This is a genomic window from Burkholderia territorii (genome assembly GCF_902833055.1).
Taxonomy (GTDB): Bacteria; Pseudomonadota; Gammaproteobacteria; order Burkholderiales; family Burkholderiaceae; genus Burkholderia; species Burkholderia territorii.
The window spans coordinates 379,851-395,167 of the sequence record NZ_CADFEJ010000002.1 but is presented as its reverse complement, the minus strand read 5'-3'; the positions used below and the strand labels follow the sequence as shown (position 1 = coordinate 395,167).

Here is a 15,317-nt window from a genome sequence, read left to right as displayed (position 1 = left end):
TGTCGAAAGCGACTCAGTGCACGGTCGACGCGCCGGCCGCGGGCGCTTCGCGTTCGGGCGTGCGGCGGCCGATGATCGCCAGCGCGCCGAGCGCGGCAATTGCCGCGATCGCCGGCACCACGGCCACGAGCACGATGTTGCGCGGCTCCCAGCCGGTCGCGAGCAGTGCGCCGCCGATCGCGGGGCCGATGAACGAACCGATCCGCCCGATCGCATGCCCCCAGCCAACGCCGGTGGCACGGATGGCCGGCGGATAAAACGCCACCGCGAGCGCCGTCTGGCCCATGATTCCGTTGACGAGCCCTGCGCCGATCACGCCGATCGACAGCAGCACGGTCGACGGCGGCAACGCGGCCTGGCTCAACGCGCCGATGCCGGCGATCACGCAGACGATCCCCACCGCCAGCGCCGACTTCACGCGCAACCTGCCCGCAACCGTCATCGCCGTCACCGCAGCCGTCATCAGCAGGTTGCCGCTCAACCCGCCGACACTGAACGCAGCCATGCCGGCCGGTGCCCGATCGAGCGAAAAGCCGAACGAGAGCAGCAGGGTCGGCAGCCAGAACAACAGCGCATAGACGTCCATGAAGATCAGGAACGAGAACAGCCACAGCACGCCTGTATAGCCGGCACGGCCGTCGGCGAACAGCGCGCGGACCGGATTCGCCACCGGCCGCTCCGGATGCGTCGCGCCCTTCTCCTCGACGGTGGCCGCCGGCAGGATCCTGAAGAACGCCGGCGCGACCACGAACGGCAATGCGCCGCCGATCAGGAATACCGACTGCCAACCGAAGCCGTGCATCAGCGGCCCGCCGATCACGCCCCCGGTCACGGCACCGACCGACATCCCGGTCGTCACGAGCACCGACGCGGCGACCTTGTGCTTCGCGCCGATGATCGAAGCCGACGCCGTGATCGCGATCGGCAACGCCGCGCCCAGCCCGATCGCCGCCAGGACGCGCATCACCGACAGCAGCGCCACGCTGCCCGCGACCGCCGTCAGCAGCGTGCAGCCGCCGAACAGCACGACGCTGGCCATCCCGACGGCGCGATGCCCGAAGCGATGGGCGAGCGATCCGGTGACAATGAAGCCGATCGCCGCGCCGACATTCGTCGCGACGAAGACCGGCGTGAACGCGGCCGGCGCGAGATGCCAGTCGCGCGCCAGCGTCGGCACGACGAACGAAATCGACGTCGTGTTGAAGCCGTCGAGAACGACGACGAGAAAGCAAACGAGCAGTGCGACAGCCCGGCGCATTCCGCCGATGTCCTGGCTGCCGGCGTCGGCCGTGGTGTGTTGGTCATGCGATTTCACTACGCAACCTCCTGCGGCGCGCGGGCCGGCTCGCCGTGAAGCACGGCCGCGGCCCGCGCGGCCGCTCGTTCCAAAGCGGTAAGGAACGTGCGCTTATGCGCGCACGTAATCGGACAGGCGCCGCAGCATGCCGGCGGAGAAGATGTTCTTCGGCACCATGCAGTGCACGCCTTTCGGTGGCTCCGTCTTGTAGACCGTGCCGGTCTGGTGCGCGTACTGCGTGATCCGGAAGCTGCCGGCCACGCTCAGGATCCCGTAGCAATCGACCGCCGGGATTCCCGTGGCCGACGACATCCAGCCGATCGTCTGGCGAATGCACGACACGAGCGCGTCATCGAGGCTGTCGGCGAAACCGAAGGCGATCCAGTGTTCCGGGGTCTCGGCCAGCGGGCCGTTGAGCGCCGATCGCTTGTGGAGCAGGAACTGGATGCGCATCTCCTCGAACGCGGATTCGATCGACGTCTGATCGATGTTGCCCTCGCCCGATGCGCCCATGGAACCGCCCGTCCACACACGCGCGCCGGCGACCTGCACGGGCAGAAACACCGAGGTCCCGACGCCGAGCACGGCGCAGTCGAGATTGCCGCCGTAGCTGCCTGCGAAGTTCGCACTGGTCACCCGGTCGCCGGGCGGCTGGGTGCCGAGATAGGCCTGGAACGGCTTCAGCGGAATCCGCACGCCCGGTACGTACGATGCGTAGGTGCGCGCGTCATCGAACTTCAGGTACCGCAGATACGGGCCGAAATCGCCGGGCAACGCGCCGACGCCCGGCGGCGCCGAATTCCAGCCCCAATCGATCGGCCGCATCTTCAGCATCCGGCATTCGACGAGGTCGCCCGGCTCGGCGCCGTCAATCTCGACGGGCCCGATCAACGAGAATGCACCGTTCGGATATTTCTTGCGGATGGGCTCGCGCTCCTTGAATCCCATCCCGTACTTCGCTTCATTGCCCCAGTTGGTCCACGTGCCGTCGTACCAGACCGTGTCGCCCGACCGGATCGAAGCCGCCGCCTCGGCGTCCGGCGTCATCTGACCGACCTGCACCGTCTTCCACGACGGCACGAGCTTCACCGTCTTGCCGCCCGGCAGGACGTGCGGCGTGGCCGCCCGCGCGCCGGGGGCCGCCGTTTGCGCGCGTGCCACGCCGGCCAGGCCTGCCGCGATCGCGCCGAAGCCGAGCTTCAGCATCGTGCGCCGGCATTGCGCGGTGCCGTCCATCGTCATCGCGCCGCTCGTTTCCGTGCCGCTCGCCGGCGTGCCGGCCGCGTGTTCGATTTCCATGTTGTGTCTCATACGTCTTCCAGACTGGGTTTCAAGGACAATGCGCGTTCAACGCGCGGATTGGGCGCCGAGCCCCGCAATCGCCTTCAGCACCACCTGATCGTCGATCTCGGACGGCGCGCCGGCGGCGCCGATCGCACCGAGCAGATGACCGTTCATGAAGACGGGGAACGTGCCGCGGCCGGGCAGGAACGGCGCGTAATAGCCGGCGCCGGACATGTTGCTGTACTCGGACGGATCGTCCCGGTAGCGATGTTCGAGCGTGACGCCTGACTGGCCGCCGAGCGCGACGGACGCGAACGCCTTGCCGCGCGCGAAGTCGATGCTCGAAAACGACGCACCATCCATCCGCACGGCGGCGAGCAGATGGCCGCCGGGATCCACGACCGCGAAACCCATCGCCAGGTGCCGTGCATCGGCCTCGGCAATCGCGAGCGACAGCAGCGCCTGCGTCTGCGCGTAGCTCAGCGCATAGGTCGGGGTCGCGGCGTCACTGCGCACCTCTTGCGCCCACGCGGCGTGCATGGCGGCCACGCAGCCGGCTCCCACGCCTGCCCGCGTCAGCCATCGCCGAACCCGTAACCTGCTGAATTTCACTTCCATCTCCTGACTCCATGCCATCCGGTACGCCCAAGTCCCCGCGCACATCCGACCAGGCCGTTTCGGTCGACCATCGGGCCTCGCGATCGACCGTCGGGTCCGATATCCGGTTGCGCGCAGCAGTCGCTCGCGGTGTAAAAAAAGTCCGCGGGAGCCCGTCTCCCGCGGCAAATCATCACACTGGAGCCGTTACTCCGTCGCAAACACCGCCACACCGGTTCCCGGGAACTGCTCGGAAGAGCCGGCACCGTACGGGACGAACACGTGATGCGACGCACCATCGACCGCGACCGAATGCGAGAACTTGCCGGTCGGCACGATCGCGACGAGGCTGCGGGTGCTCGCGTCGACGATCCCGAGCGCGGAGTCGAACTTCGCGTCCTTCGCGCCCACCCGCGAGACGTTGTCCGCCGAGTGATGGCCGCCGGCGAGGAAATAGCGATTCGACACCGGGTCGTAGACCACTTCGTCGGCGCCGCCGAAGGGCAGTTGCGCAAGCGGCGTCCCGTTAGTGCGGTCGATGATCACCGTCGTCTGCTTGCCGCCTTCGTCGGGATCGCAACCGATCAGCGCGTCGTTGCCCGGCCCGAGCGCGATGCCTGTCGGGCCTTCGCATCCCTTCAGCCTCAATACGGTCTGCACAATCGGCTTGCCCTCCAGCACCGACTTCGCCGGAATCAGATCGACCTCGCCCTTCGGGTTGGCCTTCGTTCCATCGTTGTTCAGCACGAAGTTGTCGTTCCTCGGGTCGAACTCGCACGCCTCGAGGCCGGTCGAGTCGGCGAGAGGCATCTTTGCGATCACCGACTGCGTCTCGGTATTGATGAAGGTCACGAAAGGCGGCTGCTCGGCACCGCTCGAGAACATCGCGACATGGTGCTTCGGATCGAGGCAACCTTCGTCGGCGCGAATGCCGGACGAGCTGACCTCGATGCGCTTGACGAGTTGCTTCGACGCGACGTCGATCACCTTGACCGCGTTCACGTCGCCCACGTACACCTGCGACGTGCCCGGAATCGGCAATACGCCCGACGGCCCCGACTTTTCGTGCGTCGGGCCGATACCTGCGAAATCGGCCTTGATCCGGTCGCGCAGCTTCATCGTGGTCGCATCGAATACGTCGAGCGTCCCGTTCGCGCCGTCGGCGAGGTAGTAGTTGCCGTCCGACACGGCGCTGATATCGAAGCCGAACGATTTCTCGCTCGTGACCGGGATGGTCGTGATCAGCTTCGGGCCGCCGGCATCGGCGCCCCACGCGATCGCGGCGGCAGCGGTCAGGCTCATCATCGCGAGTGCGATACAGGTACGTTTCATCTTTGTCTCCTCGTGGTACTCATGGATAGACCCGGCGCGAGCCGGGAAGCGATGCATTCGCGGGCGACCGGCACCGTGCCGGCCGAGCGTCGCGCGATACGGTCAGAACGTGTGCGCGAGGCCGACCCGGACGTCCGCCTGATGACCTGTCGGTGCCGGCGCGAAACTCGCGCCGATCACGGCGTCGACTCCGCCGGACGCCTTCAGGTAATCGGAGGACAGGTAGACCGTCGTGCGCTTCGACAGGAAATACAGCGCAGCGGCCGTGACCTGGTTCCACGCGTGCGCTTCGAAACTGGTGTGCTGATAGCCGCCGACGAGCTGGAACGCCGGCGTCACCTGCCACGTCGCGCCGCCCTCGTAGACGTTCATGACCGACTTCGCGTCCTGGAACTTCAGCACCGTGTTGGTGTAGTTCGCGTACAGCGTGACGTCCCCGATCGCATAGGAGCCGCCGAAACCCAGCGTACCGAGCGAACGGATCTGGAAATTCGGCGCGGTGTCGGTGACGCTGTCGCCCGCGCCCGTCGCGACCGGCAGGCCGAAGAACGAATGCACGCCGATCTGCGCGTACGGATCGATCGTCGGCGTGGCGACGAACGTGTACATGGTCGCGAGCGTCAGCGGGCCGTTCGTGTACTGCAGGCCCGCGCTCCAGCCGCTGCCGTCGTGGAAGCTGCCGGGGGTATTGCTGAACCCGTACATCGCGCCGAACTGGAATCCGCCCCACGTCGGGCTCATGTACTTGATCGAATTCGTCAGCCGATCGTTGTTCGTGCGGTCGAAATCGCCGAGGTGAATCGCATAGCCGCTGCCGGCCGAACTGACGTTGAGCGGCGCGAGGAATTCGGCCGTGAAGTCGAATTGCTTGCCCAGCGTGACCGAGCCGTAGGGTGTCTGTACGCCGACATACGCCTGTTGCCCGAACAACGTGTTGGCCTGGTTCAGTTGCCCGTTGTTCATGTTGAACAGTGAAGACAGCTTGAAGATTGCACGGTTGCCACCGCCCAGGTCTTCCGCACCTGACATGATCCACACGTTCGGGAACAGCACGCCGCTGTCCATCTTGTAGTTGTGATGCCCACCTTCGTTCGTCACGAACGTCAGGCCGTTGTCGAGCTTCCCGGAGAGCGAGATGCTGCTCTGTGCGAAGGCCGATCCGCTCAACGCCGCGCCGATCAGTGCGGCGATCGCTGTCTTTTTCATCTCCACCACTGTCTACCCCTCCATTTCAGTCTTTCGATACCGGATGCCGGTTCACGGAATGTCTTTTTTTGATATGTATAACTAATCATTACGATGGACACTGCGGAAGTGAAAGGTCGTGCGATCCGGTCGGACGGCCCGACCGGACCGGATCGCAAGATGTCGATCACCTGGCATTCATGTTAAAGACACTTCGGCTGGCGACCGTCGCCGAAGAGTCTCACCGCTTGTCAAATCGTCTCTTTGTTTTCGCCGGGAAAACCTGGCGTCGCGGCCGTCAACCGATCCGCTCGGCATGCCGGCGGCCGAGCGCGTCGGCAAGCACCGCAACCAGCAGCACCACGCCGACGACGAGCGGGTGCCAGTTGGCATTGAGGTTCAGCAGATTCATCCCGTCGATGACGAGCGCGAGCGTCAGACAACCGAGCAGCGTACCGAACAAGGTGCCGGTCCCGCCGAACAGAGATGCGCCACCGATCAGAATGGCCGCGATCGCAGGGAGCAGGATCGGCTCGCCCATCGCCGAATCGGCCGCATTCACACGCGCGAGATAGACCACGGCGGCGATGCCGGCCATCAAGCCGCTGATCGTATAGACCGCGATCCGGCGGCGGCGCACCGGAATCCCGGACAGCCGCGCGACTTCCGGACTGGCGCCGATGGCGTAGATCTCGCGGCCGAAATTCAGTCGCGCGGTGATGATCGATCCGACGACGAGCACGAGCAGCATCATGTAGACGGGAATCGGTACGCCCCACCAGAACCCGGTACCGAGCGCGCGAAAGCCGGCCGGAAAGCCGAAGATCTCGTTGCCGCCCATGTAGTGAAAGGCAAGGCCCTGCACGACCCAGAGCATCCCGTAGGTCGCCAGGAACGGCGGCAGCCTCAGGAATGTGACCGCCAGGCCGTTCAGCAGTCCGATCGATGCGCCGCACGACATCGATATCGCGACGGCGAGCCACGGGGACACGCCTGCCTTCATCGCACCCGCTGCCAGACAGGCGGACAGTGTGAGATTCGCGGCGATCGACAGGTCAAACCCGCCCGACAGGATCACGATCGTGAGGCCGGACGCCAGCAGGAACATCAGACTCGCCTGCCGCAGCACGTTCAGCAGGTTGCCGGACGTCGTGAAGCCGTCCGATGCGAACGCAAGCGCGATTGCAATCGCGCCGACGAATACCGCGCGACAGATCAGCGCGTTCGCGTCGTCGGACAGGTGGCCTCGGCGTTCGATGCGCCCGACGCGCACCGCCGCCGACGGAGAGGGATTCTGGAGATTCATGCTTGCGCTCCTGCGACACGGGATTGACGGACGCTATCGACGACAACGACCGCGAGAACCAGCAAGCCGATCGTCACGACCTGCAGCGACGATTCGACGCCGACCAGGTTGAGTGCGTTGCGCAGCACGGCGATCGTCAACACACCGATCGCCGTGCCGGGCAACCACCCTGCACCGCGCTCGAACGACGTGCCGCCGAGCACGACGGCCGCGATCGCATCGAATTCCATGCCGATCGCGGCATTCGGCTCCGCGGCGTTCATGCGCCCGACGAGCAGGAGTGCGGCGAGACCCGCAAACAGCCCGCTCATCGCGTAGATCGCGACGTGATGGACGCGCGCACGGACACCGGCCAGCGTGAGCGCGTCGCGGTTGCCGCCGATCGCGAACACATAGGCACCGAACCGCGTGTGGTAGAGCAGCAGATGCGTGACCCCGTAGGCCGCGACCGCGCATGCGATCGGGAACGGCACACCGAGTACCGACGACCCGTACAGCGCGCCGACCGCGGGATTCGCGACGACGACCGCATTGCCGTCGGTCAGCACGAGCGCTACGCCGTGCGCGACACCCAGCGTGCCGAGCGTCACGACGAACGGCGGCAGCGCGAGTCGCGCGACGAGCATCCCGTTCAGGAAGCCGATCGCGATCCCGACCGCCGCGGCCGCGCCGAGCGCGGCACCGACACCCGCGCCGGTTCCGAGCAGCTGCGCGAATACGACGCCGCACAGGCTCAGCAACGCACCGACCGACAGGTCGAGCCCCTCGCTCAGGATCACCAGTGTCATCGGCATCGCGATCATCACGAGGATCGAGACCTGGAGGCCGATGTCGACCAGGTTCGCGCGCGACGCGAATCCCGGTACACCGAATGCCGCCGCCGCGACCAGCGCGACGCTGGCCCAGACGATCGAAGGCAGCGGCCGTTTGCGCCACGCCGCCGGATCCCTGCCGTTTCGTTTCGTTTCAATCGACATCGTCGCCTCCATGCATCGCCAGACCCAGAATGCGTAGCTCGCTCAATTGTTCGCGCGGCAGTTCGCCCGAGATCGCGCCGCTGCGCATCACGTACGCGCGGTCGCAAACATGCACGATCTCCGACAGCTCCGAGCTGATCAGCAGCACGGCCGCGCCCTGCTCGACGAGCCGTTCGATCAGGTTGAAGATCTCCGTCTTCGCACCGATATCGATGCCGCGCGTCGGCTCGTCGAAGATGTACAGCCGACAGTCGGCGCTGAGCCATTTGCCGATCACGATCTTCTGCTGGTTGCCGCCGCTCAGGTTGCGCGCCCGTTTCGCCGGATCGCCCGGTGCGATCCGCAGCCGCTCGATCAGGTCGCGCGTCACGCGCCTCGCGCGGGTCGGGCGATACCAGCCGTTCGGGAACAGTCGCCACAGACTCGACACGAGCAGGTTCTCGTGCACCGAGCGGCGCAGCGCGACGCCTTCGTGCTTGCGGTTTTCCGGAATCAGGCCGACGCCGCGCCTGACGACCTCGTGCGGGCCGCCCGATACCGCCTTGCCGAAGATTTCGATGCGCCCGCCCTGAATCGGGTCGGCGCCGATCACCGCGCGCGCGACCTCGGTCCGCCCGGCGCCGACGAGCCCCGACAATCCGACGATCTCGCCGCAGCGCACCTGCAGGTCGACGCCGTTCACGCCCGTCGACGTCGTCAGGCCGCGCACGTCGAGTGCCATCTCTCCGCATGCGCCGAAATAACGGCGCTCGTAGACCGCGCCGACCTTGCGCCCGACCATCAGGGCGATCAACTGCTCAGGGGTCGCATCGCCGGCCGGCATCGATGTCACGAGGCGGCCGTCGCGCAAGACGGTCACGCGATCGCCGAGATCGAACACTTCCTTCATACGGTGCGAGATGTAGACGATCGCCACGCCGGAGGCGCGCAACCGATGCACGACCGCGAACAGTGCGTCGGCTTCCCGGTCCGAGATCGCGGCGGTCGGCTCGTCCATCACCAGCACGCGCGCATCGTGCGACAGCGCTTTCGCGATCTCGACCATCTGCTGCTGCGCGACGCCCAGGTCCGCCGCGTGGGTGCGCGTGTCGTACGCGAGCCCCAGTTGCGCCAGCACGGCCGCCGCGTCCGCGTGCATGCGCCGGTGATCGACGAGGCCGAGACGGTTGCGCGGCTCGCGGCCGAGATAGATGTTCTGCGCGATCGACAGATGCGGCACGAGCGAGAATTCCTGGAAAATCACTGCGATGCCCAGGCGCTTCGCATCGGCCGGCGATTCGATCGCGACCGGCGTGCCGTCGTAACGGATCTCGCCGCTATCGGCGCGGTAGGCGCCGAACAACACCTTCATCAGCGACGACTTCCCGGCGCCGTTCTCGCCAAGCAGCATGTGCAGCTCGCCCGGGTACAGCGTCAGGTCGACGTCGGTCAGCGCCGCCACGCCGGGAAAATGCTTGCAGATCTTGCGTAATTCGAGACGCGGAGCGCGCCCGGTAGAAGTTTCCATGCTCATCTCCACGGTGCAGTTCGGCGCACGGCCGCGCGTCGTGCGACAGCCGGGGCGCCGTCCTGCGCTACGGCCCGCTCGGCCGCGCGCGTCACTTGCTGGCCACGTCGCTCCAGGCCGGGCATTGACGCTGATCGCCCGGCAGCTCGAACGGCGCAGTGTTCGTCTTGTCGATCACGATGCCCTTGATCAGCACCGTATCGGGCACGGGTTCCTTGCGCAGCGTGCGGACCGCGGCCATCGTCGCGATGCAGCCCATCTTGAAGCCGTTGAATTCGGCCGTCGCCAGCAACCGCCCTTCCTTGATAGCCTTGACCGACTCGGGCACGCCGCCGATGCCGACGACCTTCACCTGCTTCTGGCCCGCGGCTTCGAGGGCCTCGATCGCGCCCATCGCCATCACGTCGGCGGCCGCCAGCACACCATCGATCTTCGGATTCGACTGGATCAGGTTCTCCATCACCTGAAGCGCCTGCAGCCGCTGATAGTTGGCCGGCTGCGCCGCCAGCAGGTGAACGTCCGGGAATTCCTGAAGGGCTTTCCTGAACCCGCGTTCGCGTTCGTCGCTCGTCGTCGAACCCTTCACGCCTTCGAGGATCACGACATTGCCCTTGCCGCCGAGGTTCTTGAACAGGTAGCGCGCGACGTCGAGACCGAGGTTGTAGTCATCCGCGACGACGACCGACGAAAATTTGCCGCCCGCCACGCGATCGTTGTAGTTGACGACCGGAATGCCGATCGCGTTGATCTTCTGGATCGCGGGCACGACACCGTGCGGGTTCACGCCCATGAACAGCACCGCGCTCGGTTTCCTCACGCCGACATCTTCCAGCTCGCTCAACTGCTCGCCGAGATCGTTCGGCCGGGTCGGCGCATAGTTCGTGACCGACACGCCGAGCTGTTTCGCCTCGGCGTTGACACCGGCGCGAACGAGCGCGAAATGCGGATCGACCTGGTTCTTGTAGAAGGCGGCGATTGTCTCGCTTGCCGCAAGCGCGCTCGCGCCGTGGAAGATGCCGATCGTCGCGACGACGATGCACATCGCGGCCCGCTTGCGCGCCGGCTGGCGTTCGTTTTCAAGGTTCGTCTCCATCCATTGGCTCCTGTCCGTCGTTCATATGGGCCACGCCGCTTGACGGCATGACATTCCGGGTGACAGCAATGCAACCGTTTGCATAAATTGAGACAAAAAACCTGGGCAACGCATCGCCGCGATCCATGGCATCGTTGAATCGACCGCGATTTTTCCGGGTTTCGGCGTGTCCGCTTGTCGATGGCATCGTCGACTCCGGCCACAGCTCGACCGATTGCATCGGATGTATGATTTGCTTTTATGCAAACGTATGCATATCCTATCCGATGAAAATGGGCTGTCAATGAGGTTTAGCACTGAAAATATTAGGGTTTCACCTGCAACATTGATCGCAACCCATTGCATCGATACAATCGGATGCCTATTCTTCAGCGGGTTCCATGAGCCAATCCTCCGAAGCGCGCGGCACCGGCCGCGTCACGATTCGCGAAGTCGCCGCTGCGGCATCCGTCAATGCGTCGACGGTGTCGCGCGTGCTCAATCCGGCCACGCGTCACCTGATCGGCGACGAGGTCGTGCGTCGCGTGCTTGCCGCAGCCAAGTCGCTCGGCTATCGGCAGAACCGGCTGGCCGCCGCGCTGCGTGGCGGGCAATCGAAGGTGATCGGCGTCTGCCTGCCCGACATCTCGAATCCGGTGTTTCCGCCGATGGTCTGCGGCATCGAGGAAGAACTCGCGGCCGAAGGTTACGGCGTGCTGATCGCGAACATCGTCGGCAAGCCGAAGAACCAGGAACGGATGCTCGAGCAGATGCTCGAACGCCAGGTGGACGGCCTGATCCTCGCTACCGCCGCGCGACACGATCCGCTCGTGCGCCGCTGCATCCTCGACGGCGTACCGCTCGTGCTCGTCAATCGCGGCGAGGACGGCGGTCACGTGCCCGAAGTCGTCAACGACGATTTCCTGTCGATGCGGCTCGCGGTCGAGCACTTGGTCGGGCTCGGGCATACGCTCATCGCGCACCTGTCCGGACCGGAGCGGCTCGCGACCGGCCTGTCGCGGTTGCAGGGATTCCAGATCGCCACCCAGCAGCACGATCTCGCGGCCAACGTCGTCGTAGAAGCGGCCGAGTTCACGCGCGAAGCCGGGCGCCTCGCCTGCGCGCAGTTGCTCGATACGCATCGCAGGGTGACGGCCATTATCGCGGCGAACGACTTGATCGCGCTCGGCTGCTACGACGTGTTTGCCGAGCGGCGGATCGCGTGCCCGAAGGACATCTCGCTGATCGGCCACAACGACATGCCGCTGCTCGACATGCTGAGTCCGTCGCTGACCACCCTGCGCATCCAGCACCGCGAGATGGGCCGGCAGGCCGCGCGCCTGCTGCTCGGCATGATCGCGACGCCGGGCAAGGCGCCGCTGCGGATCACGCTGCCGCCCGAACTGATCGTGCGCGGGTCGACCTGCGCACGATCAGTTCGGGCGGCGGGCGGCCGGGCGCGCGCGAGCTGACGTGCCGCGCCGTTCGGCCGGCTGGCGAAACACTCGCAGCCGTCCCGGCGTGCGAGTGCGAATCCGGTTAGACAAATATAAGGTTGCGGGCGTCCAGAAAACTGACCGGAACGGCCGGCGGTTTGCCGGATCGTCCGATCTTCTCGATCGGCGCGGCCGATTGCGCTCACGGCGCACTGCCGCGGGCCGCGTTGTACCGCACGGTCTGCGTCCGCGGCTAGTCGCGCGCAGGACGCGCGAACGGCATCGCGAGCAGGATCCTGGCGTGTCTGTCCGACCGGTTGTGCAGCCCACGCCGCTCGCCCGGCGCGAGACGGCACGAATCGAATGCCTGCAATTCGACTTCGACGCCGTCCGCGTCTACGCACACCCGGCCTTCCAGCACGACGTAATGCTTTTCGACATCAGACGCGTCCATCGTCGTGTGCCCGCCCGGCTCGATCGTCGACACGCCCAGCCACAGCGATTCGGCCGGGCCCGCCTCGCGTCCTTGCAGGCGGACGCATTTCATCCCGAAGTGGTTCGGCGGGAAATAGTCGGGCGCGTCGCAAAAGCGTGTGACGTTCATGGCTTGAGCAGCACCCGGTTCGCGGTGCCGCCGAATACGGCCCGATACGCGTGTGCCGCATCCACAAGATCGAACACGGAACCGGCATCGATCGGGAACGGCCTCAACGAGCCCTGCTCGAACGACGGCAGCAACGCGTCAAGGATGTCGGCGCAGTATCGCGTATCAAGCGCGAGCGTATCGATGCCGACATAGGTGTGCTGCCCGCGATAGAACGCGAAGATGTCGAACGGCACCGCGCGCTCGATCGTCGAGATCAGGATCTGCGTGCCGCGCACGGCCATCGCGCGATTCGCACGCTCGAAGTACGGACTCCCGACCGTGTTGTAGACGAGGTTCGCGCCGCGGCCGGCCGTCATCTCGAGCACGAGCTCGTCGAACGGCTCCGCGGATGCATTGATCATCGTGACATCGCCGTTTGCGTGCCCGACATACGACGTATCGTCGCGAACGACCCCGATCACCTCCGCTCCCGCCATGGTCGCCAGCTGGACGGCCGCCTGCCCGACTTTGCCGTTGGCACCCAGGACGAGCACGACGTCGCCGCGCCGCACGCCGCCGGCACGATGCAGGCCCTCGAACGCGGTGACGAACGGAACGCCGATCGAGCCGGCCTCGTCCATCGTTAGGTTTGCCGGTTTCTCGCGAACACTGTGCGCCGGCACGACGAGATGGCTGGCGTGGGTGCCGTCGCGACGGATACCGAGCTCACCGCTGCTGCCCCAGACTTCCTTGCCGATCAGCGCCGGAGGGCCGTCGATCACGCGCCCCGCGTAGTCCCGCCCCGGCGTGCGCGGCCACACCGCGTGCGGCATGAAACCGAGCACGGCCTTCACGTCGCTCGGGTTGACGCCCGCGCTCTCGATCTCGACCAAGCAGTCGGTCGTATTGATCGGCGGGACAGGTTGCGTGTCGATGCTCAGTGCGAGCGCGCTGATATCAGTGCTTTTCTGCTGGACGCGAATGCATTTCATGCTCGATGGTTTCCCGGAAAATGTCGATTCTGACGCGTGGCGCGGTGGCCGTCGGCTCGTCGCGCGTCCACGCGTCGCGCTGCGCTCAGGACGCGAGGCCGAGGCATTCGCGCGCATCGCGGCTCGTCGCGATCTCGCCGCCGAGTAGCGCGACGATCTCGCGCGCCCGCGCGACGAGCGCCGCGTTGCTTTCGGCGAGCACGCCTTTCTCGATGTAGATGTTGTCCTCGAGGCCGACGCGCACGTGCCCGCCCGCGAGCCACGCCTGCGCGACGATCGGAAACTCGAAACGCCCGATCCCGAACGCGGACCAGATCGCGCCCGGCGGCAATAGCCCGCGCACATAGAGCAGCGTTTCGGGCGATGCCGCGAAGCCATACTTGACGCCGCTGACGAAGGCCCAGAGCCCGGGACCGTCGAGCACGCCGCTCGCGATGAGGTCCCGCGCCAGATGAATGTCGCCGGAGTCGAAGATCTCGAGCTCCGGTTTCACGCCGGCCCGGCGGATCGCCTCGGCCATCCGCGTGACGTTCTTCGGCGTGTTGATCACGACCTCGCTACCCGAATTCATCGTGTTCAGGTCGAGGCTGCAGATGTCGGGCCTGAGCGCGAGTATGTGTTCCACGCGCTTGTCCGGCGGCAGAAGCGTGGTGCCGGGCGCGGCCATCTTCGGATCGTCGTCGCTCGGAATGAAGCGCCCGCCCGGGCCGGTCGTCAGGTTGATGATCAACTCGCGATCGACCGCGCGGATCCGGGCCATGACGTCGCGATAGAGATCGACGTCCATCGAGGGTCTGCCCGTGGCCGGATCGCGGACATGGATATGCACGACGGCGGCACCGGCCTGCGCGGCTTCGAGCGAAGCATTCGCGATCTGCTCGGGCGTGACCGGCAGGCCCGGATGCTGGTCGGGGCGCGTGATGTTGCCCGTGACGGCGCAGGTAATGATGGTCTTGCGAGCATGCATCGGAAGGTCTCCAGGCAATCAGTTCAGCCGGCGGCCGCCGTCGACGACGATCGTCGTGCCGGTCGTGAACGTCAGCGTCGTCGCGCAGGCGACGATGGCGGTCGCGACGTCGTCCGGCGCGCCGATCCGGCGCAGCGGCGTCGTCGCGGCGGCCTTTTCGTTGAAATCGTCGCCGCGCCCGGGAACGAACTGCGTATCCACGACGCCGGGCGATACGTTCACCACCCGAATGCGCGGCGCGAGCGCGCGGCCGAGCGACAGCGCCATCACGTCGATGCCCGCCTTGGCCGCGCAATAGGCGACGTTGCTGCCGTTGCCGGTCGTGCCTGCGATCGACGATACGTTGACGACGAGCCCGTCGCCAGATTCGTCGAGCAGCGCGCGAAATGCGCGGATCGCCGCGAACTGGCCGCGCCAGTTGACTTGCATGATCTCGTCGATCAGATCGTCCGTCAGCGCGTCGAGATCCGCATGACGAACCGGCTTCGTGAAGCCGGCCGCGTTCACCAGGATGTCCGCGCGCCCGTAACGCGTGCGCACCTCGTCGGCAAGCGCGGCGAGCGTCGCGCTCTCGGTGATCGTCGCGACCGCGGCAGCATGCCCGTCGCCGGGCAGCGAGTCGGCGAGGCGCTGCGCCACGTCGAGGTCGCTTCGCCCGACCACGACCACGCGCGCGCCCGCTTCGGCGAAACGCGCCGCGGTCGCGACGCCGATCCCGCCCGTGCCGCCGAGAACGACGGCGACTTTATCCTTCAGATTGCGTGACACTACCCTCTCCT

General features: G+C 66.2%; 14 protein-coding genes. 1 reads left to right on the top strand and 13 read right to left on the bottom strand.

From position 1 onward, the window contains the following. Window positions 1–13: 13 nt before the first annotated feature. From HW466_RS06335 to HW466_RS06295, 9 genes are all read right to left on the bottom strand, one after another. Window positions 14–1,315 (bottom strand): MFS transporter, encoded by a 1,302-nt coding sequence (locus HW466_RS06335; RefSeq protein ID WP_151004013.1) that lies wholly within the window; start codon window positions 1,313–1,315, stop codon window positions 14–16. 93 nt (window positions 1,316–1,408) lie between these two features. Beyond that, a complete protein-coding gene (locus HW466_RS06330) occupies window positions 1,409–2,596 on the bottom strand; it encodes an acetamidase/formamidase family protein (protein WP_239005903.1) in 1,188 nt (395 codons plus the stop codon). Window positions 2,597–2,644: 48 nt separating this feature from the next. Continuing rightward, window positions 2,645–3,121, bottom strand: coding sequence for a GlcG/HbpS family heme-binding protein (locus HW466_RS06325; RefSeq protein ID WP_239005919.1), 477 nt, complete (start codon window positions 3,119–3,121; stop codon window positions 2,645–2,647). Window positions 3,122–3,385: 264 nt separating this feature from the next. Then, the gene (locus tag HW466_RS06320; RefSeq protein ID WP_151004008.1) at window positions 3,386–4,510 is read right to left on the bottom strand and encodes a YncE family protein; all 1,125 of its coding nucleotides are present in this window, start codon (window positions 4,508–4,510) and stop codon (window positions 3,386–3,388) included. A 102-nt stretch (window positions 4,511–4,612) separates the two neighbouring features. Beyond that, window positions 4,613–5,716 carry a porin gene (locus tag HW466_RS06315; RefSeq protein ID WP_151004007.1) on the bottom strand — a complete coding sequence of 368 codons (1,104 nt, stop codon included), beginning with the start codon at window positions 5,714–5,716 and terminating at the stop codon, window positions 4,613–4,615. A 277-nt stretch (window positions 5,717–5,993) separates the two neighbouring features. Next, complete coding sequence (locus tag HW466_RS06310; protein ID WP_151004006.1) at window positions 5,994–7,001, bottom strand: ABC transporter permease; 1,008 nt, start codon at window positions 6,999–7,001, stop codon at window positions 5,994–5,996. Next, window positions 6,998–7,978 carry an ABC transporter permease gene (locus HW466_RS06305; protein ID WP_151004005.1) on the bottom strand — a complete coding sequence of 327 codons (981 nt, stop codon included), beginning with the start codon at window positions 7,976–7,978 and terminating at the stop codon, window positions 6,998–7,000. Before HW466_RS06305 ends, HW466_RS06310 begins: the two co-directional genes overlap by 4 nt. Beyond that, entirely contained in the window at window positions 7,968–9,485 is a 1,518-nt protein-coding gene (locus HW466_RS06300; protein ID WP_203385180.1) for a sugar ABC transporter ATP-binding protein, read from the bottom strand. Before HW466_RS06300 ends, HW466_RS06305 begins: the two co-directional genes overlap by 11 nt. A gap of 91 nt (window positions 9,486–9,576) precedes the next feature. Continuing rightward, complete coding sequence (locus HW466_RS06295; protein ID WP_239005902.1) at window positions 9,577–10,578, bottom strand: sugar ABC transporter substrate-binding protein; 1,002 nt, start codon at window positions 10,576–10,578, stop codon at window positions 9,577–9,579. A gap of 380 nt (window positions 10,579–10,958) precedes the next feature. Here HW466_RS06295 and HW466_RS06290 point away from each other — a divergent pair, with 380 nt between their 5' ends. Continuing rightward, complete coding sequence (locus HW466_RS06290) at window positions 10,959–12,029, top strand: LacI family DNA-binding transcriptional regulator (RefSeq protein ID WP_151004001.1); 1,071 nt, start codon at window positions 10,959–10,961, stop codon at window positions 12,027–12,029. A 217-nt stretch (window positions 12,030–12,246) separates the two neighbouring features. Here HW466_RS06290 and HW466_RS06285 read toward each other — a convergent pair whose 3' ends face one another. The 4 genes from HW466_RS06285 to HW466_RS06270 all read right to left on the bottom strand — a co-directional run bounded on the left by HW466_RS06285 (window position 12,247) and on the right by HW466_RS06270 (window position 15,306). Then, window positions 12,247–12,597, bottom strand: coding sequence for a cupin domain-containing protein (locus tag HW466_RS06285; RefSeq protein WP_151003993.1), 351 nt, complete (start codon window positions 12,595–12,597; stop codon window positions 12,247–12,249). After that, window positions 12,594–13,571 carry a quinone oxidoreductase family protein gene (locus tag HW466_RS06280; RefSeq protein ID WP_151003991.1) on the bottom strand — a complete coding sequence of 326 codons (978 nt, stop codon included), beginning with the start codon at window positions 13,569–13,571 and terminating at the stop codon, window positions 12,594–12,596. Before HW466_RS06280 ends, HW466_RS06285 begins: the two co-directional genes overlap by 4 nt. 85 nt (window positions 13,572–13,656) lie before the next feature. After that, window positions 13,657–14,538, bottom strand: a complete 882-nt coding sequence (locus HW466_RS06275; RefSeq protein WP_151003990.1) for a beta-keto acid cleavage family enzyme — start codon at window positions 14,536–14,538, stop codon at window positions 13,657–13,659. A gap of 18 nt (window positions 14,539–14,556) precedes the next feature. Further along, complete coding sequence (locus tag HW466_RS06270; protein ID WP_244138217.1) at window positions 14,557–15,306, bottom strand: SDR family NAD(P)-dependent oxidoreductase; 750 nt, start codon at window positions 15,304–15,306, stop codon at window positions 14,557–14,559. Between the last annotated feature and the right edge of the window lie 11 nt (window positions 15,307–15,317).